Source organism: Natrinema versiforme JCM 10478, from assembly GCF_000337195.1.
Lineage (GTDB): Archaea > Halobacteriota > Halobacteria > Halobacteriales > Natrialbaceae > Natrinema > Natrinema versiforme.
The window spans coordinates 1-17,423 of record NZ_AOID01000033.1 but is presented as its reverse complement, the minus strand read 5'-3'; the positions used below and the strand labels follow the sequence as shown (position 1 = coordinate 17,423).

The following is a 17,423-nucleotide window of genomic DNA, read 5'->3' as shown; positions in this document are numbered from 1 at the left end:
ACCTTCGGATGACGTACTTCGCCGCTCGAATAGAGCCGCTAGCGAAGCAACTCGAGCACTGTCAGCGTCTCGAAGGGGAACGGTTCGTCGGCGACGGCGACGGCGCTGAACCCGTGCTCGCCGGCTTCTTCGACCACTTCGTCAACGCCGGTGAGGCTACTGACGAGCAGATAGACGACGCCGTCGGGGGCGAGCACGCGGCCGACGTGCGCGAGGAACGGATCGATGACGGCTCGACCGTCCTCGCCGCCCGATAGGGCGTGTTCCATCCAGTCGTCCCACTCGTTTTCGGGATCGGTCGGCAGGTACGGCGGGTTGAACGCCACCGCGTCGAAGGACCCGTCCCGAAACGGCGAGACGAGATCCGCTCGCACCGCCTCGACGCCCTCGGTGCGGGCCTGGCGCACGGCGTGTGGGTTCAGGTCCGATGCGACGACGCGAGCACCCGTCTCGTCGGCGATTTGTTCGGCAACGTAGCCGGATCCGGTTCCCACCTCGAGGACGACTTCGGTTCCCTCGAGTCGGTCACAGGCCGCCTCGGCCAACAGGTGGGAGTCTTCAGCGGGTTGGTACACGTCCGGTTCCTCGTCGCGTCGGTCCTCGAGCGTCATCTATCGATCCTCCGGTGTCGTCATGCGGTGTTCCGTCGATTTGCCGTCGTCACTCGGGCTGCCGGCCGGCGTCGTCTCGCCGTCGTCGGCGATCCGGAAGCCGCCGGTCTCGGCCCGCCCGGACAGTTCGCGCTGCGGGTACGGGATCTTGATGTCCTCGTCCTCGAAGGCCGCCTTGACGGCGCTGATCGCGGCGGTTCGGGCCGTCCAGTAGCGTCTGGCGCTCGGTTTATCGATCCAGAACCGCACACCGAGTATCACCGCCGAGTCGCCGAAGGACTTCGCCACGATCTGTGGCGACGGTGCGGCCAGCGCCTCGTCGATATCTTCGATCGCGGCCTTCGCGAGGTCCGCGGCGCGGTCGATATCGGTTCTGTAGTCCACGCCGACCTCGACCTCGAGTCGCAGTCGCCCCCGCTTCGAGCGGTTCGTGACCATGCTCGAGGCGATGACGTCGTTGGGGATCATGACGTACTCGCCGTCAAACGACCGGACGCGGGTGTTGACGATCGAGATGTCGGTGACGATCCCCTCGTTGTCATCGACCGCGATCCAGTCGCCGATCTCGAAGGGGCGGGCGAACATCAGGACGAAACCGGCGAGCATCGTGCCGAGGGTCTGACGGGCGGCCATCCCGAGGACGATCCCGAGGAAGCCGGCCCCGACGAGCAGGCTCCCGAGATCTTCGATCCAGATACCGAGCACGACGACCAGCGAGACCGACCAGATAATGACCTGTGAGAGGCGATGCGTGACCTTTCGCTGGTGGGCCGTCACGGCCGAGGACGAGCCGAGTACCTCCTCGATCACCCGGCGGACGAACCGGGTAGCGATAACCGTCACGACGAGCAGGAGAAACGAGAAGATCGCGCGTGCGACGCCGTCGCCCCCGAGCCCGAAATCGTCGTAGAGCCGACTGAGTTCCGCCGTCTGCCCCCAGACGCCGAGCACGACGGCGAGGCTCACCGCACAGGTGGCGATGAGCAGGGCCATCGAAGCGATGTCGGCGTACAGCGGCCGCGCCCGCTCGGCCACCCAGGCGTGGAGCCGCCGGTAGGCGAGGAGGACGCCGACGACGAGTCCGAGCGCGACAATCGACACCGCGAATTTCAGCGGCGTCGTCGGAAACAGCTCCGAGAGCCGGTCGAACTCCGTCAGTAGTTCGGACATGCGTTCGTCTCTCGAGCCTGTCGGTCGCGTAGCTTTGAGTATCCGTTGGTCGGACTGCTCCGGTCGCTCAACTGCGACCCGAGCCGAACGACCCCCTCGAGCCGGGGATCGAGATCAGTCGTCGATCGGCTCACCCACGTCCCTCGCGAGTTGGGCGAGCGCGGCGAACTCGGCCGGTGCCATCGCGCCGGCCCGCTTTCGGAGCACGTCCTCGTCGGCCGCCTCGACGACCGCCTCCGGTTCAGCGAGCCCGGAGATGTGGCCCGTGTTCCGAATCGCGTTCCGAATCGTCTTCCGGCGCTGCGTGAACAGGGCCTTGACGAACCGCAGGAAGAAGTCCTCGTCGTCGATCTCGTAGTCGGGCTCGCGCGGGATCGCGCGAACCACCGCGCTCTGGACCGCGGGCGGCGGCGAGAACGCCTCCTTCGGAATTGACTCGACGAGTTCGATGTCCGCGTAGTGCTGGCTCGAGACCGAGAGCCGACCGTACTCCGCGGTGTTCGGCTCGGCGACCATCCGCTCGGCGAACTCCTGTTGAAACATCAAGACGAGCGGCTTCTTCTCGGGAAAGAGCCGAAAGGCAATCTCGCTCGAGACGCCGTAGGGCAGATTCGAGACCGACGCGGTGAACTCGGGGAGATCGACCTCGAGCGCGTCGCCCTGAACGACGGTCAGCTCCCCGGCAGCGATCTCGTCGGCGAACTCCTCGCGGAGGAATTCGGCGAGTTCGCGGTCGCGTTCGACCACCGTCACCTCGTCGCCGACTGCGAGTAGCCGATCGGTCAGCACGCCCGTTCCGCCGCCGATCTCGAGGAGGTGACTCGTGTCGGCGTCGCTCTCAGTAAGGTAGGACGGCAATCGATCGAGGACGCGATCGTCCACGAGGAAGTGCTGGTCGCGATCCGGATCGCCACGGACGCCCGCCCGGGCGATCAGTCCGTCTGGGTCTCTCATTGCCGGCGCTATGGCTGGGGTGGGTGTAAACGCACCGTCTCGGGCTCAGGAACCATCCCGGCGGCAGCGCCCGCTCGAGCCCTGCTAAGCAGTTACTGGTTCTGTTCCTGTTCGCGCCGGCCCACGAACGTCTGATACTTGAGATCGTCATCGCGGAGTTCCTCGAGGATGCGCTCGACGAGGATCTCGTCGGGGTCGTGGAGGCCGGACACGCGCTCGGACAGTTCCTCGAAGCTCTCGAAGGGCTTGCGCTTTCGCTCGTCGAGAATGCCGTTGCGGAGCTTTTTCCCGATGCCCGGCAGCAGGTTCAGCTGGTGGAGCCGCAGCGTGATCGGCTGGGCATCGTTGTAGAAGTCAACGAATCGCTCTTCGTTCTCCTCGACGAGGTCGGCGACGACGTACTCGAGTTCCGACTGCGCACCCGAGGAGAGATCCTCGTACTCGACGCGGTGACATTCGGTGACGATGTCTCGTTCGGCGGGCGGTTCGACGACGACCTCGCTCCCGATGGTCAGGCGTTCGTCCTCGTCGAAGGCGACTTGATAGAGCTGAAAGTCCTCGATGCCGACGGCGTAGCCTGCCGGCGACTTCGCGTACTGCGGTCGGCCGTCGTCCGACAGCCCGTGTGCGAGATAATCCAACACGACCGCACGACGAACGTCCATCTCATCGCGATCAGCTTCGCTCATTGGTTTACAGTACGACGACGCCGTACTTAAAGAGTCGGCTCGCTTGCAGGAGGCTGTGTCAGCTACCCACCCTCGATGACGGTGAACCAGAATACGACGCCGGCGATGACGGCCACCCCGGCGAGAGCGAGGCTCGTCAGTTCGATGCTCACCAAGAGCGCGAGGTTCGATCCGATCGCGATCAGCGGGATCCACGGAACGGCCGGGACCCGAAATCGCCGCTCGCGATCGGGGTCCTTCCGACGGGACTGAATCAGCGCGACGTTGACGAACACCAGTCCGCCGAGGAGCATGGCGTCCGCGAAGTGAGCCAGCGACTCGAATCCGAGCACCAGACCCCCATCGCCGCCGGGCGTTCCCGGAGAGGTCCCGAAGGCGACGCCGAAAACCAGGAAGAAAAAGAGGATCAGTCCACCGGTACCCACAACCGCGACCGTCGGGACGCCGGACTGGGGATCGATTCGCTGGACCCGTTCGGGGAGGTGACCGCGTCTGGCCATCGCCAGCTTCACCCGGGAACCGGCCAGCACCGTCGCGTTGGCGGCCGAGATCATCGAGAGTAACGCACCGACGACGAAGACGTAGAACCCGGTCCCGCCGAGATAGTATTGGGCCGCTCGGGCCATCGCGACTTCGCCGTGCTCGGCGACGAACGTCGTCGCGACATCGGGCGACGAAAGACCCCCTCGATCGGCCAGAAACGAGAGGAAGGCACCGTCGTTGATCGCGAGCACCACGACGATGACGACCAGTCCGTACAGGACGGACACGATAGCGATGCTCAGAAAGATCGCCCGGGGAACCGTCCGCTCGGGCGCGTCGATCTCGCCTTCGCTCGTGGCGATCGCCTCGAACCCGAAGAACGTGATGAACACGAGCGCCGAGGTGAGTGCGATGTCCCCGAACTGCGTGATGTGGGTCTCGAGCGACGATACGACGATCTCCGCGCTGAACGCGCGGAGACCACCGAGCAAGAACAGGCCGATCAGCGCGATTTTGAGCCCCGTGACGACGATCTGGAATCGACCCGTCTCCTCGGCACCGGCGAGGTTGATCCCGACCAGCACCGCGAGGACGACGACCCCGGGAATCCAGTAGGGGAGCGCCTCGGGGAGTGCGATCGCGGGCCGGACGAACCGGGCGAACCAATCGGCAAAGCTCGCGAGGTAGAAGGCCGCGCTCGCGGGATAGCCGAGGATGAGCAGCCACCCGACGAGATACGACCAGTCGGAGTCGAACACCTCGGCCACGTAAGCGTAGCCGCCGCCGTCGACGGTATAGATGGTCGCGAACTCGGCGTAGGTCAGTGCGGTAAACGAGGCCACGACCGCCGCCAGCGCGAACGAAACGATCGCTGCCGCGCCCACGTTGGCGACGGCGAGCCCCGAGAGGACGAAGATACCGCCGGCAATCATCGTCCCCGCTCCGATCGCCGTGGCCCCGAGGAGCCCGATGTCCCGTTCTAGCGAGTCGCCTCCCTGCATGTCACTCGGTTCGGTCTCCGTCTCGGTAGCGTCCACGACCGTATCCCGGACGGCTCTTTCGTCCACAGTACAAGGAACGCACCGCTACCTGCCAGTCAGTGGCGGTTACGGACACATTGAAAACGGCCCGGGACAGGGCCTCGAGCGCCGCTGCTACTCACGTAGCGGCGAGTGACGAAGCCGCGTCGCAACGCCACGAAGGGACCGCGTTCAGGCGTATTGTGCGACGATGTTGAGAATTTCGTCGAGTTCATCCCCCGACAGCGAGTACCGCTGCTGTGCGTACACCGACCGGAGTTCGTCCCGGTCCTGTGGCAGGAGATTGGCGATCTTGTAGGCCGTCGGCTCGTCGACCTTCTCGATGTCCTGCAGGTCGTCGACCAGCGCTTGGGCCTCCTTGGGCTCGAGGACCGCAAATCGGTTCGCGTGTTCGATCGCTCGCGCGAGCTCGTAGCGCAGCTCGCGCTCCTCGTCCATCGCGCGTTCGGCTTCGATGTCGGCGAGCAGCTCCTTCGTCTCCGAGACCGTCAGGAACTCCTCGTCGACGATCTCTTTGAAGATCGTCATCCCTGATTAGATCCGGTTCTTGTCCTGATTCTGTGCGCGCATGTGGGCCGCGGTCACGAGCAGGGTCTTGTCCTTGCCGCCGTCGTTGATCTCGACTTTGAAGGCACTGCCCTGTTTCCCGACGACTTCGCCGGTGTGTCCGTCGAACCGCGGGTGGAAGCGACCGTCTGGAACGCTTGGGTCGATCTTCAGGTGGACTTTCTCACCCTCCTCGTACTCCTGAATCGCACGCTGTGGCGGCGAACCGCCGCGGTCTCGAGGATCGTTCGCGAGCTTTCGTCGGGTTCCCTGACGAGGGCCATTAGATTTCGGCATAGTCGTACGACCGCTTTGTCCGGTGACGGTTATAAAACACACGTATTCCCACGCACCTTTTTGCTCCTCGGGATGCGCTCACTTCGTTCGCGCACCACTCGGAGCAAAAATCTGCACCAAAAAGGCCGCGCTCGCTCCGCTCGCGCGGTACGACTGCTTGCGGTCGACCGCATCCGTCGCGCTAATATCGTCCACAACAGTGATCCGACCGCGAATCCCCTATCTCAATATGGACGACGACAACGACCGCCGGATCGAGACCCGCTCGATTCACGCCGGCCAGGAACCAGACGAGGAGACCGGCGCACTGATGACGCCGATTCACGCCAACTCCACCTACAAGCAGGACGCGCCGGGCGACCACCGCGGCTACGAGTACTCCCGCACGGGGAACCCCACGCGCACCGACCTCGAGGCGAACCTCGCGAGCCTCGAGAACGCCGACTACGGTCGCGCGTTCGCCAGCGGGATGGCCTCGATCAATACCGTTCTGAACCTGCTCGAGGCCGGCGATCACGTGGTGACGGGCAACGACGTCTACGGCGGGACCCACCGCATCTTCACGCAGGTCTACGAGGACTACGACCTCGAGTTCTCCTTCGTCGATATGACCGATCTCGATGAGATCGAGGCCGCGTTCCGGGAGGAGACGGCGCTGCTGTGGCTCGAGACACCGACGAACCCGCTCATGTCGATCGTGGATATCGAGGGCGCAGCCGAGATCGCCCACGACCACGACGCGCTGTGTGCCATCGACAACACGTTCGCGACGCCGTACCTCCAGCGACCGCTCGATCTCGGTGCGGACATCGTCTCGCACTCGCTGACCAAGTACCTCGGCGGCCACTCCGACGTGGTTGGCGGCGCACTGCTGACCAACGACGAGGACATAGACGAACAACTCGGCTTCTATCAGAACTCCGTCGGTGCGACGCCCGGCCCCTTCGAGTCCTTCCTCGTCCTCCGGGGCACCAAAACGCTGCCCGTCCGTATGGACCGCCACTGCGAGAACGCCCGCGCGATCGCCGACTTCCTCGACGACCACGCCGATGTCGACCGCGTCTACTACCCCGGCCTCGAGTCCCATCCGGGCCACGAGATCGCCGCCGAGCAGATGGACGACTTCGGCGGCATGCTGAGTTTCGAACTCGACGCGAGCTTAGAAGAGGCCAGCGAGGTCGTTTCGAACACCGAGGTCTTCACCCTCGCAGAGAGCCTCGGCGGCGTCGAGAGCCTGATCGAACAGCCCGCGCCGATGACCCACGCCGCGATTCCCCGCGAGGAGCGCATCGAGGCGGGGCTCTCGGACAGCCTGATCCGCGTCTCGGTGGGGATCGAACACGTCGACGACCTGATCGCCGACCTCGAGGGAGCCATCGACGGCGTTCTCTCCTGACTCGTCGGGCGGCGGCTGCTTTCGACTCGGTCCACCCGACTCGAGGGCTACGCCTTTGGGGTCGGCCCGCCAATCGGCCCGCATGACCGACCGCGACGATCCCGGCGTGTACGCACTCCCACTGACCCTCGAGTACGGCGGCAGCGAACACACGTTTACCCCGACGGCAGTCGAGACGGACCGCGGACTGGTGTTGCTCGATGCCGGCCCCGCCGGCGCAGTCGGCCAACTCGAGACCCATCTGGCCGGAATGGGGTTCGAACTCACGGACATTTGGCTCGTTGTCTTGACCCACCACGACGCGGATCACGCGGGCGGGCTCGCGGAACTGCTCGAGCGAGTCGACGCGATCGTCGCGACCCACCGCGACGAAGCACCGTACGTGTCGGGCGAGCGCGACCCGATCAAGGGAGCGGACGACGGCGACCGGTATCCGCCCGTCGACGTCGACATCGAACTGGCAGACGGCGTCCGGCTCCCGACGCTCGCGGGGCCGATGGCGGTCGTCGCCACGCCCGGCCACGCGCCCGGACACATCTCGTTGTACTTCCCGACGGGGAACCTGCTCGTGGCCGGCGACGCACTGGTCGGCGACGGCGACGACCCCCTTGCCGGACCGAAACCCCACTTCACGCCCGATATGGATCGCGCGATCGAGTCCGTCGGGACGCTGGCAGGCCTCGAGATCGACCATACTGTGTGCTATCACGGCGGATACGTCGACCGGGGGACCGAACGGATTCGAGAGATCCACGAGCAGCTAGAGGACTGAGCGCGAGCGGCGACGGACAGAAACGGAATTCTCATCGGTATCCAGCCCCAATCGGCACGTAATGCGACTCGAACTCCGCGTCTGTCAGCACTGTCTCGACGGTGACCACGGCAACGAGAAGCGGACCGCCCTGCTCAACGACATGGTCGACTGCGCCGAACAGATACGGGAGTACAAGGAAGTCATCGACCTCGACGAGGTCCACATCCGCAAAGTCAGAGACGACGAGCCGGGGAAGCCGGCGGCGCTGCCGGTCGTCTCGGCGACGATTCAGAAGGATCAGGTCGTCCTGAACGATACACAGCTCGTCGCGGAGGGCAAAGACGGCAACATGCTGGTCTACACCAGCCCTGACGACGTACTGACGGTTCTCGCCGGCAACTTAGACGAGATCAGCAAAGCCGTCACCGCAGACGTGACCGTCGACCTCTCGGCCATCGGCGCGGAGATCGTCTCAGAGGCCGACCTCGGTGCGAACCGCGAGCAATGACATCCTCCCCGGCGTGAACGCCGGGGTTTCCTCGCGCTGGGAGTCTCGGCTACACCGAGTTGGTTCGAGAGAGCCAGCTCTCTCGTCATCACGAGACGACTTCGTCGTCTCGAACGACCACGGAGGCAACTTGCGGGTTCGTGTGCTCCTCGTTGGGACGGGGGGAGCGTGGTGACTCCAGCCAGTCGTGGCTGTCCCACTTGAGGCACACGGGCCGTGCCATCGGCCGTGCTATCTCTTCGTGCCGCTGACGAGACACTTCGTGTCTCGTTCGCCAATCAGAACTCGAAGAGTTCTGATGACGTCTCAGGAACGTCTCGCTTGCGGCGAGGTCCGCGTGGCCCTCGAAGCCGCAGGAACACGTCAGCGTGTCCCGGTGCCGAGTCGTGTTCTCGGTCGAACCGCAGTTCGGACACGTCTGGGAGGTCCACGCTTCTGTTCGCACTTCGACGGTGATTCCGAACTCCTCGGCGGTATCGGCGAGGCGTCCGACGAACCGCCGGAACGCCCAGAAGTTGTGCAGTTTGGCGTTCGTCCGAACCGACCAGTGTGTCTCGAGCACGTCGGTTAAGTCGCCGACGTACACCGTCGAAACACCCTCGTCGTGCAGCCGTTCGATCAAGTCGCGACAGAGTGCGTCCATCGCGTGGTCGCGCCACCGCGTTCGACGACGGTACAGTGAGTCGATCCGCTTCGAACTGTACCGGCCATCCTCGAGTTTCGACTGGAGTTCGGCAATTCGTTGCGTGGTTTCGCGGAACCGTTCGAACAGGTCGCGGCCTTCGTACAGGTACTGCTCGCCGGTTGTGGTCGTGCAGGCGACGATGTTGTTCGCGCCAATGTCCAGAGCGGCGGTTTCGTCCGCCAGTGGTTGTGCCAGTCGAGAATTGTCGATTGTGACTGGCTGAAAGGCCCTGAACGTCTCGCTCACGTCGTCGTAATACAGTTCCAACCGGCCCTGCTTGTCGTACTCGTCCCAGTTCGGTTCACCCCGAACTTCGAGCCGGAGTCGTTCTTGGTATCCAAGACCGTACTCCTCTTTCAGATCTTGACCGACGAGTACCTCGAGTCGGGAGTATTCGCCCCACTCGACCGAGTACGACGTGTTTCGGATGTACGTCCGCAGTTCGCGGCCGTCGTCTTGGTTGCCCCAGAAGCCGGGCTTGCCGTTGGCTTCGCCCTTCTCTCGGAGTACGAAGAACGAGCGCCACGCTTCGCGGTTCTTGCGTTCGATCTGTTGTACCGTCGAAGCGCCGAGCGTCCCGCCGTACCGGCCGCGGTACTCGTCGATTTCCCAAACGTCGCCGTCTGGGTCTTCGAAGTTAGTTCGGCGCTGATAATTGATCTCGTTCCAGAGTGCGGCTGAAGCGTCCAACAGACGCCGAAGCAACTCCTCGTCCGCGTCGGACTGGGGAACTACTTCGAACTCGTTGGTGCGCTTCATTCGCCGTAACACTCAACACGTCCTTACGTCTATTAAGTCTTATGCGTCCAAATATAGACCTCTCCCACGCAACGCATGGCCGTGTGAAAGACTTTGCCGAAGAACGAGACATCACGCTCACCGAGGCATACGAACAACTCTTGAACGCTGGACTCGACACCGTAGAGACTCCGGCCGGGGAGTAACCGGTGGACTGCGTAGCCGAGTGACGCGATTCACGCCCTCCGTGAACGGCGGACTCTCTCGCTGTTTTAGGTAGGCCGGACTGGCCCGCCCGCGATCGCGGTTGCGAGAGCACGGTCTGGCGTTCCGCTCTCGACCTGCCGATCTCCCACTCTCCTCGCGCGCTTCGATCGCTCGAGAACCGGTTGACGACGCTTTTCGAGCGATACCGGCGGCTCCGCCGTTGGAACGAGTACTCGAGCGGAAAACGCATCGCTCACGGAGATTCGAGTCGAAACGGCGAAAACGGACGCCGTGCGTTAGATGCGGCCGACGTTCTCGACGCCGACGCTTTCGACGCCGTCGACTTCAGTGAAGCTCTCCTCGACGGCTTCCGTGCCGCCCGAGCCGTCGGGGACGATCACGGTCGGGTAGAGCGCGACGAGCCCGAACGCGACCTCTTCGCGTTCGACGCCGTTGATCTTCGCGCCCTCGGGGAGGGTGCTCTCGAGGCGCTCCTGGAGCGCGTCGAGGTCGATTTCGGGGCTGTCCGGCATGACCTTGATTTTGGCAGCAACTTTTCCCATTGTGAAACCTTATGGGCCGGTGAATCCGCAGTCGGGGCACTCGTAGAGGTTGCTCTGCTTGCGACACTTGGCACAGCGGTAGATCTGCTGGCCGCAGTCGGGACACTTGAACGCGGCTGCGTTGGTGCCCGCGATGTTGAGCCCACAGGAGACGCAGGAACGCGTCTCTCGGTCGTCGGTCGTACTCATACATGTCCTTTCCCGCCCGGCGTTTTTAAACTACTCGATAGCGGACTGCCGCGCCGCCGCTCGCCCTCGAGTGCGGTCGGGGATGTCGTATCGACCGCGCGTTTTCAGACCCAGAAAACGCACTGGCGACTACTTTATACCCCGGCTCGAAGCAGTGAGTGAGGTTCGGTTGCAGACGCGACTGGACCTCTGCCTCTGACACTTCTGCCGACCGAAACCGGGCGAGGAGTCTCACGGATAGCGTGATCGCTCGGGATCCCGAACGCACTCGGCCGTCCGAAACTCAACATTCAACACCGTCCCCGCCCTAGCTCGAGTGAATGCGCCTCGGCGACTATATCGAGGACTTAGAGCCCGATGAGGAGGCCGAACGTCGCCGCCTCGCCAAGGAGAAGTCCTACGCGATCACGGATCATCTCGAGGAGTTCGAACGGAAGTTCGACGACGCCCTGAGCGGCGACACACTCGTCGGGTCGACCTCGCCGTCGATCTTCGTCGGGCGGTCGAACTACCCGGACATTCCCGTCGGACTGCTCTCGCCGGTCGGCGACGAGGGCGACGCCGCGGAGTACGTCACCGACGGCGACTGGTACCAGCAGGGGTACGCCATCGACGACGTGCTCCAGCGCCGGACCGGGCTCCTGAACTCGAGCAAGCGCGCGAACGTCGACTCCCCGAGCATCGCGAGCCGGCTGACGCCGAGCGTCGACGATGTCTGGGACGGCTTCGTCGGCGTCCAACGGGAGGTCGCCATCGCCGACCGGCCGGTCGATCTCGAGATCGGCCTGGACGACAAGCCCGACCTCGGACTCGACGCGGGTACCGACGTGGCGACCCCACGCGGGCCGCGAGCCAACGCGACCAACGCCGAACTGCGGGAGAACCCCTACGTCCCGAAACCGGTCAAGAAGACCCTCGAGGACGACGACTGGCAGGCCCAGGGCGCGATGACCTACCTCTACCGGCGCGGGTTCGACGTCTACGAGATCAACTCGATCCTTTCTGCCGGCGCGCTCGGGCAGACCAAACAGCGCCGGCTGGTCCCCACGCGGTGGTCGATCACGGCCGTCGACGACACCGTGGGACAGTACCTGCGCGGGCGCATCCGCAACGCGCCGAGCATCGACGAGGTGCAGGTCTGGGCCAACGAGTACGTCGGCAACCGCTACTGGATCGTGCTCGCGCCCGGCAACTGGGAGTTCGAACTCGTCGAGATGAAGGCCCCGGGCAGCATCTGGAACCCCGACCCACACGACGACATCTGGCTCGCCAGCGCCTCGGAGGGGTACGAAGGCCGCTCGAGCTACGTCGAGGAAACCGCGGGGGCCTACTACGCCGCCCGACTGGGCGTCTTGGAGTACCTCGAGTCGATCGGTCGACAGGCGAAGTGTCTCGTCTTGCGCGAGGTCTCCGACGACTACTGGGCACCTGTCGGCGTCTGGCAGGTCCGCGAGAGCGTCCGCAACGCCTTCGAGGGCGAGTACGGCGAGGCGGAGACGTTCCACGAGGCGGTTTCGGAGGTCGCGACCCGACTACCGGTGTCCTACGCGCGATTGCGGCGCAAGTCGGAACTCGCGGCCGGACTGCAGGCCAACCTGAGCGCGTTCTCGACTTCGGAGTAAGCCGGTCGCCCGCTATTTTCGCCGCAGTCTATCGAGTGCGGACCAGCGAGCCGACTGCTGAGAGACTGTTCATTCAGCGATAATGTGACCACTGGTATCGCGAAGCATATCTTCGGGTAATAAACCGCTCTATTTTTATTCCCCAAGTGCATACCACAGCCGATGTCAGCCGATTTCACACCGACAACGGTCGACGACCTCGACCCCGAACGGCGGCCGTCGTTCGCTCTCGCGCTCGTTCCGGTGCTCGCGGTCGTCGCCTTCCTCGGCGTCGGATCGGCCGTTCTCGGCCTCGATCCGCACGTCCCGCTGCTCTGGAGTATCGTCTTCGTCGGCGCGTTCGGTCGCTATCTGGGCTACAGTTGGCCCGAACTCTCCGACGGAATCTCGAGCGGGCTCCTGATGGGGTTACAGGCGCTGTTGATCATCTTTACGATCTACGCGCTGATCGCCACGTGGGTCGACGCCGGGACGATCCCGGCGATGATGTACTACGGCCTCGAGTTGCTAACCCCGACGGTGTTCCTGCCCGTCGCCGCGATCTTGGCCGCCATCGTCGCGTTCTCGATCGGGTCCTCGTGGACGACGGTCGGGACCCTCGGCGTCGCGTTCGTCGGGATCGGTGCGGGGCTCGGCGTGTCCGGGCCGCTGACCGTCGGTGCGGTCATCTCGGGTGCCTACGCGGGCGACAAGCAGTCCCCCCTGTCGGACACGACTAACCTGGCGGCCGGCGTGACGAACACGCCGCTGTACGACCACATCCGCCGGATGCGAACGGGGACGGCCATCGCGTTCGGCCTCTCGGTACTGGGATTCGCCGCGCTCGGCCTGCGGGCCGGCGGCGAGATCCCGGCCGGTCGCATCGTCGAGATTCAGACCGCACTCGCGGGCACGTACGATCTCTCCGTACTCGCCTTCCTGCCGCTCGTGGTCACCTTCGGCCTCGCGCTCTACGGCTACCCCGCGCTCCCGACGCTCGTGACCGGCGTTTTCGCCGGCGTCTTCACCACGATTCTGGTCCAGGGCACCGGCTTCGTCGCCGCGTGGGAAGTCTTCATGAGCGGCACCGCCCCCGAGACCGGAACCGACCTCGTGAACGAACTCCTCGCGACCGGTGGCCTCACCGGCTCCGCGTGGACGATCACCGTCGTCGTCGCCGCGCTGTCCCTCGGCGGCCTCCTCGAGCACATCGGCGTGCTGGCCGTCCTCGCCCATCGGCTCTCGCAGGGCGTGGGCAGTTCCGGCAGCCTGATCGCCGGCACCGGGCTCTCCGCGATCCTCATCAACGCGCTCACCGCCCAGCAGTACATGAGCATCGTCCTCCCGGGACTGACGCTGCGAAACCTCTACGAGGAGTTCGGCCTCGACAGCGAGGAACTCTCGCGGGCCGTCGAGGCCGCCGGGACCCCCACCGGCGCGCTCCTGCCGTGGCACGCCGGCGGCGTCTTCATGGCCTCGGCGACCGGCGTCCCGACCCTCGAGTACGCGCCGTTCTACCTGTTCGGATTCCTCTCGCCGCTCGTGCTGTTCGCGATGGCCCTGACCGGTCGCGGGATTCCGACGACCAGCCGGGCCGAGCGGGCCCATACCGCGGACTGAGCTACGTACCGGCCGTCACAGACACTACTGTTTTGCTTCGACGAAGGATTGCTCTCGATCGGTTCCAGTCGCGGAGTCGCTGTTCGCCGAATCGGCCCGCTCGAGCCGGTCGGCGACGGACACGCAGGCTTTGAACGCCGCGAGTATCACGGGGCCGACGAAGACGCCGACGATACCGAAGAGGGAGATACCGCCGACGACGCCCACCAGCGCGGTCGCGGGATGCAGACTCGAGCCGCGGTCGACGAGGGACGCGCGCAGGTAGTTGTCCGTGACGGCGAGGACGGCGACGCCGTAGCCCAAGAGGACGCCAGCGTGCACGGGATCGCTCGAGGCCGCGTGGGCAACTGTGACCGGCCCCCAGACGAGCCAGACGCCGACCGTCGGGAGAAACGAGGCGAGAACGAGGATCGCCCCCAGCGTGGTCGCGTACGGCACGCCGAGGATTGCGAGCCCCAGCCCGCCGAGTAGTCCCTGTACGATCGCGACGAGGACGTGACTGCGGAGGACTGCCCACGTAACATCCTCGATTTCCGCGAATAGTTCGTCGAGCACGCGCGCCTCGAGCGGCGCAGTCTCGCGGAGCCAGTCGACGAAGGCCGCGCCGTCGACCAGCAGGTAGTACAACAGGAAGACGAGGACGACTAGTCCGACCGCCACGTCGATCCCCGTCGTCACGATATCGATGAGTCGGCCCAGCGTTAACTCCGCTGCACCCGCGATCGACCCCTCGAGTTCCGAGCGCACCGCGATCTCGAGTGTGGTGACCGTCTCGTCGGCCAGTCCGAGGTCGTCTCGAGCGACCTCGCGACCGTAGTCGAGCATTCGATCCGGCTCGAGCGACTCGAGGGTCGACAGGGCGGTGCGGAGAACAACCAAGGAGACGAGAACCAACGGGACGACGCCGGCGACGACGGCAACACCGGTGAGCGCGAGGCCGGCGATTCGCGGGCCGACGCGCGGTTCCAGTCGCTCGTAGGCCGGGCGGAGAACGACCGCGAGCAGACAGGCCGCCAGCACGTACTCCACGAGCGGGAGGACCAGCAGGGCGGCGAGGCCACAGAGGGCGGCGACGAGGAGGGCGAAAAACGCCGTTCGGGCGTCCATATTTCAATCTCTTGAACGGAAAACATAAATATTGGCGTTCGTGACTGTACGGTTCGGCAAGAAGAACTCGATCGGGACGGAACCGTCGCGCTCGGGACGCCGGTTCCGCGAGGAGGAGACGAGACAGTTGTGGTCCAGTTCTAAAGGTTCGCGTAGGCCTCGTCGACCATCTCGCTGGTCGTGTCGACGATCTCCTGCCAGTTCTCGTCGTCGGGAGCGATGCCGAGCAGTCGCGCGATCTTCATGATCGAGACGTGGTAGACGACCTGTCGGCCCGGTTCCTCCTCCCAGACGACGACGTTACAGGGGAACAGCGCCCCCATCCGTTCGGTCACGTCCAAGACCTGATCCGCCATCTCGGGGTTACAGGCCCCGAGCACGTAGTACGGATCGCGGTCCGCGTCGACCTTCTCGTTGAGCAGTTCCGAGGGCGAGAACTCGGCCGGGACGCCGAATCCCGCTTCGGTGAACACCTCGCGAGTGTGCTCGATGGCCGCCTCGTGGTCCATCTCGAGTATCGCGCGGTGTTCGCCGTAGTCGTCCGGCTCGATCTGCGTCGGGTCGATGGGAAGTGCCATAGGTGACGATTCGTCGTCCCGGCCCTTAATCGGTCCCGTCGGGCGGCGACCATCGGGTCCCCGCTACAGCGGGACCGGCAGCCACTCGAGGAACCGAATCACGACCGCCGGATCGAACAGCGGATCGTGCAGGACGAGCCAGTCGAGCAGGACGAGGCCGCCGCCGTGGGCGACGACCGACGGGAGGATCGAGTTCGATTTGTAGTCGACGGCACCGAACAGGATATCCGTCGGCCCCGACAGCAGAAACTCGATAGGCGGCTTCGAGGCGTGGTGGAGCATGTAGACGACGGGGCTGATGAAGACGGCGACGAACCCGAGCTCTCTGACGCCGACACAGAGCAAGCCGCGGTAGTAGGTCTCGGCGGCCAGCGCGAGGACGAACAGTTTGATCGCGTGCGGGACGAACGACCCTGGCGCGGCCGAGGTCTCCCAGATCGGGTAGAACGCCCGGATCGTCGGCAGCGCCGAGCCGACGACGTAGAACGGGACGACGAACAGCCCGAGAAGGATCGTATTGCGCACCGCGGTCCGATCGATGCGCCAGCCGATGCGGTTTCCGTGGGCCAGCCCGAGCGCGAGCGGCCCCCCGATCAGGAGGATCGCGTCGACGACGACCCGCTGGTCGAGATCGCTGGGAACCAGCCGCATCCACAGCACCGTCACCACGGCACCGACCAGTAACGCCCGCTGGATCCACGAGAGGCGCATGCGCTTACGGAGCCAGTGATCGTCGCGTTGCCCCGGCTCGGAGGACACGGTGTTACTCGTCTGCGGTCGGCACCGGCCCGGTCCCGATCACGTCTCGAACGTGGCCCTCGAACTCCTGATGGCGCTGGAAGTACGTCTCGTCGACCGACTCGAGGACGGTCGACAGCTCGCGGGGACCGTCGGGCGTTCGAATAACGGCGTCGCCCTCGAGCCGATCGATTTCGCTTTTCTCCTTCGGCCACGCCAGTCGCGAACTGACGCGGGCGAGCGGCGCGCCCTCGACCGGGGTTCTCTCTCCGAGCGAGACTGCCGGCTCGGCTTCCTCGTCCTCGTCGCTCATAGGGAGTCGTTTGCGAGGGCGGCGATTCAAGCTTTCGTTTCCGCGGGTCCCATTGAGTCACGCGCCGGTTACCTCTCCGACAACCGAGGTGTGTCTGACGTATCGTTTTGTGATGGGACGCCGAACGACTGGCTATGACAAGCCTGACGGAGGCCTACGACGGGACGGCACCGGGGGTGACGAGTCGCCGACTGTACGCGGGGACGGCGCTCGTGTTACTCGGCGCAGTCCTCGCCGTCGTGGCCGTACTCGTGGCGACGACCGATCTCTTCGGCGGGTACGCGGTCGCGCTCTCGGGGGAGATGGCCGCCCAGTTCGCGACCGTCCGCGCCGCGGGCGTGCTGGCCGGGCTCAGCGTCCCGACCGCCCTCGTCGGCGTCTTCGTCGTACTGCCGGCCAGCCGCCGCGTCCAAGCGACGGCCGCGATCAGCGCGAGCCTCTGTCTGCTCGGGGTCGCGCTCTTCTGGCACGCCTACCCCCAACACTGGCGCTACGGCGGCGACCAACTCACGCTCGAGGTCTCCGCGATCTACCTGCTCGGACTCTTGCCGGCAATCTGGTGTCTGTTCAGCGCCGTCGCCACCTTCAAGCTGCGCAACGACCCCGGTGGCACCCTCCAGATGCTGTCTCTTATAC

Annotated in this window: 20 protein-coding genes; 6 read left to right on the top strand and 14 right to left on the bottom strand. The window is 65.0% G+C overall.

All coding sequences use genetic code 11. From position 1 onward, the window contains the following. Positions 1 to 38: 38 nt before the first annotated feature. The 7 genes from C489_RS12040 to C489_RS12010 all read right to left on the bottom strand — a co-directional run bounded on the left by C489_RS12040 (position 39) and on the right by C489_RS12010 (position 5,790). Positions 39 to 611 (bottom strand): HemK2/MTQ2 family protein methyltransferase, encoded by a 573-nt coding sequence (locus C489_RS12040; RefSeq protein ID WP_006431553.1) that lies wholly within the window; start codon positions 609 to 611, stop codon positions 39 to 41. Continuing rightward, entirely contained in the window at positions 612 to 1,781 is a 1,170-nt protein-coding gene (locus C489_RS12035) for a mechanosensitive ion channel family protein (RefSeq protein WP_006431552.1), read from the bottom strand. A gap of 114 nt (positions 1,782 to 1,895) precedes the next feature. Then, the gene (locus C489_RS12030; protein WP_006431551.1) at positions 1,896 to 2,735 is read right to left on the bottom strand and encodes a 16S ribosomal RNA methyltransferase A; all 840 of its coding nucleotides are present in this window, start codon (positions 2,733 to 2,735) and stop codon (positions 1,896 to 1,898) included. Between the two features lie 92 nt (positions 2,736 to 2,827). Beyond that, on the bottom strand, positions 2,828 to 3,424 hold the full coding sequence (locus tag C489_RS12025; protein WP_006431550.1) for a DUF655 domain-containing protein: 597 nt from the start codon (positions 3,422 to 3,424) through the stop codon (positions 2,828 to 2,830). Between the two features lie 62 nt (positions 3,425 to 3,486). Then, the gene (locus C489_RS12020) at positions 3,487 to 4,944 is read right to left on the bottom strand and encodes an APC family permease (protein WP_006431549.1); all 1,458 of its coding nucleotides are present in this window, start codon (positions 4,942 to 4,944) and stop codon (positions 3,487 to 3,489) included. A gap of 174 nt (positions 4,945 to 5,118) precedes the next feature. Then, on the bottom strand, positions 5,119 to 5,475 hold the full coding sequence (locus C489_RS12015) for an RNA polymerase Rpb4 family protein (protein WP_006431548.1): 357 nt from the start codon (positions 5,473 to 5,475) through the stop codon (positions 5,119 to 5,121). A 6-nt stretch (positions 5,476 to 5,481) separates the two neighbouring features. Beyond that, positions 5,482 to 5,790: a 50S ribosomal protein L21e gene (locus C489_RS12010; RefSeq protein ID WP_006431547.1), complete on the bottom strand. Its 309-nt coding sequence runs from the start codon at positions 5,788 to 5,790 to the stop codon at positions 5,482 to 5,484. A gap of 229 nt (positions 5,791 to 6,019) precedes the next feature. Here C489_RS12010 and C489_RS12005 point away from each other — a divergent pair, with 229 nt between their 5' ends. From C489_RS12005 to C489_RS11995, 3 genes are all read left to right on the top strand, one after another. Beyond that, entirely contained in the window at positions 6,020 to 7,186 is a 1,167-nt protein-coding gene (locus C489_RS12005) for a cystathionine gamma-synthase (protein ID WP_006431546.1), read from the top strand. Positions 7,187 to 7,268: 82 nt separating this feature from the next. Next, positions 7,269 to 7,958: an MBL fold metallo-hydrolase gene (locus C489_RS12000; protein ID WP_006431545.1), complete on the top strand. Its 690-nt coding sequence runs from the start codon at positions 7,269 to 7,271 to the stop codon at positions 7,956 to 7,958. Between the two features lie 61 nt (positions 7,959 to 8,019). Then, positions 8,020 to 8,448, top strand: a complete 429-nt coding sequence (locus tag C489_RS11995; RefSeq protein ID WP_006431544.1) for a hypothetical protein — start codon at positions 8,020 to 8,022, stop codon at positions 8,446 to 8,448. 88 nt (positions 8,449 to 8,536) lie between these two features. Here the strand turns inward: C489_RS11995 and C489_RS11990 are convergent, their stop codons facing one another. The 3 genes from C489_RS11990 to C489_RS11980 form a co-directional block, all read right to left on the bottom strand. Next, complete coding sequence (locus tag C489_RS11990) at positions 8,537 to 9,892, bottom strand: IS200/IS605 family transposon protein TnpB (protein ID WP_006431542.1); 1,356 nt, start codon at positions 9,890 to 9,892, stop codon at positions 8,537 to 8,539. Between the two features lie 482 nt (positions 9,893 to 10,374). Next, on the bottom strand, positions 10,375 to 10,641 hold the full coding sequence (locus tag C489_RS11985) for an elongation factor 1-beta (RefSeq protein WP_006431540.1): 267 nt from the start codon (positions 10,639 to 10,641) through the stop codon (positions 10,375 to 10,377). Positions 10,642 to 10,650: 9 nt separating this feature from the next. Beyond that, positions 10,651 to 10,830, bottom strand: coding sequence for an HVO_2753 family zinc finger protein (locus C489_RS11980; RefSeq protein ID WP_006184530.1), 180 nt, complete (start codon positions 10,828 to 10,830; stop codon positions 10,651 to 10,653). 320 nt (positions 10,831 to 11,150) lie between these two features. Here C489_RS11980 and nreA point away from each other — a divergent pair, with 320 nt between their 5' ends. Beyond that, positions 11,151 to 12,452 carry a DNA repair protein NreA gene (nreA, locus tag C489_RS11975; protein ID WP_006431538.1) on the top strand — a complete coding sequence of 434 codons (1,302 nt, stop codon included), beginning with the start codon at positions 11,151 to 11,153 and terminating at the stop codon, positions 12,450 to 12,452. A 162-nt stretch (positions 12,453 to 12,614) separates the two neighbouring features. Further along, positions 12,615 to 14,051 (top strand): arginine/ornithine antiporter ArcD, encoded by a 1,437-nt coding sequence (gene arcD / locus C489_RS11970; protein WP_006431537.1) that lies wholly within the window; start codon positions 12,615 to 12,617, stop codon positions 14,049 to 14,051. Between the two features lie 24 nt (positions 14,052 to 14,075). Here arcD and C489_RS11965 read toward each other — a convergent pair whose 3' ends face one another. The 4 genes from C489_RS11965 to C489_RS11950 form a co-directional block, all read right to left on the bottom strand. Further along, a complete protein-coding gene (locus C489_RS11965) occupies positions 14,076 to 15,158 on the bottom strand; it encodes an AI-2E family transporter (protein ID WP_006431536.1) in 1,083 nt (360 codons plus the stop codon). Between the two features lie 140 nt (positions 15,159 to 15,298). Then, complete coding sequence (locus tag C489_RS11960) at positions 15,299 to 15,736, bottom strand: DUF302 domain-containing protein (RefSeq protein WP_006431535.1); 438 nt, start codon at positions 15,734 to 15,736, stop codon at positions 15,299 to 15,301. Between the two features lie 63 nt (positions 15,737 to 15,799). Further along, on the bottom strand, positions 15,800 to 16,447 hold the full coding sequence (locus C489_RS11955) for a CPBP family glutamic-type intramembrane protease (RefSeq protein ID WP_006431534.1): 648 nt from the start codon (positions 16,445 to 16,447) through the stop codon (positions 15,800 to 15,802). Between the two features lie 52 nt (positions 16,448 to 16,499). Continuing rightward, positions 16,500 to 16,787, bottom strand: a complete 288-nt coding sequence (locus C489_RS11950) for a DUF5789 family protein (RefSeq protein ID WP_006431533.1) — start codon at positions 16,785 to 16,787, stop codon at positions 16,500 to 16,502. Positions 16,788 to 16,921: 134 nt separating this feature from the next. Here C489_RS11950 and C489_RS11945 point away from each other — a divergent pair. Further along, positions 16,922 to 17,423 (top strand): DUF7139 domain-containing protein (locus tag C489_RS11945; RefSeq protein WP_006431532.1); only part of this gene is annotated, 502 nt, incomplete at its 3' end.

Coding starts and splice junctions, on each gene's coding strand:
- C489_RS12040 (WP_006431553.1), bottom strand. CDS start 611: ATGACGCTCGAGGACCGACGCGACGAGGAACCGGACGTGTACCAACCC.
- C489_RS12035 (WP_006431552.1), bottom strand. CDS start 1,781: ATGTCCGAACTACTGACGGAGTTCGACCGGCTCTCGGAGCTGTTTCCG.
- C489_RS12030 (WP_006431551.1), bottom strand. CDS start 2,735: ATGAGAGACCCAGACGGACTGATCGCCCGGGCGGGCGTCCGTGGCGAT.
- C489_RS12025 (WP_006431550.1), bottom strand. CDS start 3,424: ATGAGCGAAGCTGATCGCGATGAGATGGACGTTCGTCGTGCGGTCGTG.
- C489_RS12015 (WP_006431548.1), bottom strand. CDS start 5,475: ATGACGATCTTCAAAGAGATCGTCGACGAGGAGTTCCTGACGGTCTCG.
- C489_RS12010 (WP_006431547.1), bottom strand. CDS start 5,790: ATGCCGAAATCTAATGGCCCTCGTCAGGGAACCCGACGAAAGCTCGCG.
- C489_RS12005 (WP_006431546.1), top strand. CDS start 6,020: ATGGACGACGACAACGACCGCCGGATCGAGACCCGCTCGATTCACGCC.
- C489_RS12000 (WP_006431545.1), top strand. CDS start 7,269: ATGACCGACCGCGACGATCCCGGCGTGTACGCACTCCCACTGACCCTC.
- C489_RS11995 (WP_006431544.1), top strand. CDS start 8,020: ATGCGACTCGAACTCCGCGTCTGTCAGCACTGTCTCGACGGTGACCAC.
- C489_RS11990 (WP_006431542.1), bottom strand. CDS start 9,892: ATGAAGCGCACCAACGAGTTCGAAGTAGTTCCCCAGTCCGACGCGGAC.
- C489_RS11985 (WP_006431540.1), bottom strand. CDS start 10,641: ATGGGAAAAGTTGCTGCCAAAATCAAGGTCATGCCGGACAGCCCCGAA.
- C489_RS11980 (WP_006184530.1), bottom strand. CDS start 10,830: ATGAGTACGACCGACGACCGAGAGACGCGTTCCTGCGTCTCCTGTGGG.
- nreA (WP_006431538.1), top strand. CDS start 11,151: ATGCGCCTCGGCGACTATATCGAGGACTTAGAGCCCGATGAGGAGGCC.
- arcD (WP_006431537.1), top strand. CDS start 12,615: ATGTCAGCCGATTTCACACCGACAACGGTCGACGACCTCGACCCCGAA.
- C489_RS11965 (WP_006431536.1), bottom strand. CDS start 15,158: ATGGACGCCCGAACGGCGTTTTTCGCCCTCCTCGTCGCCGCCCTCTGT.
- C489_RS11960 (WP_006431535.1), bottom strand. CDS start 15,736: ATGGCACTTCCCATCGACCCGACGCAGATCGAGCCGGACGACTACGGC.
- C489_RS11955 (WP_006431534.1), bottom strand. CDS start 16,447: ATGCGCCTCTCGTGGATCCAGCGGGCGTTACTGGTCGGTGCCGTGGTG.
- C489_RS11950 (WP_006431533.1), bottom strand. CDS start 16,787: ATGAGCGACGAGGACGAGGAAGCCGAGCCGGCAGTCTCGCTCGGAGAG.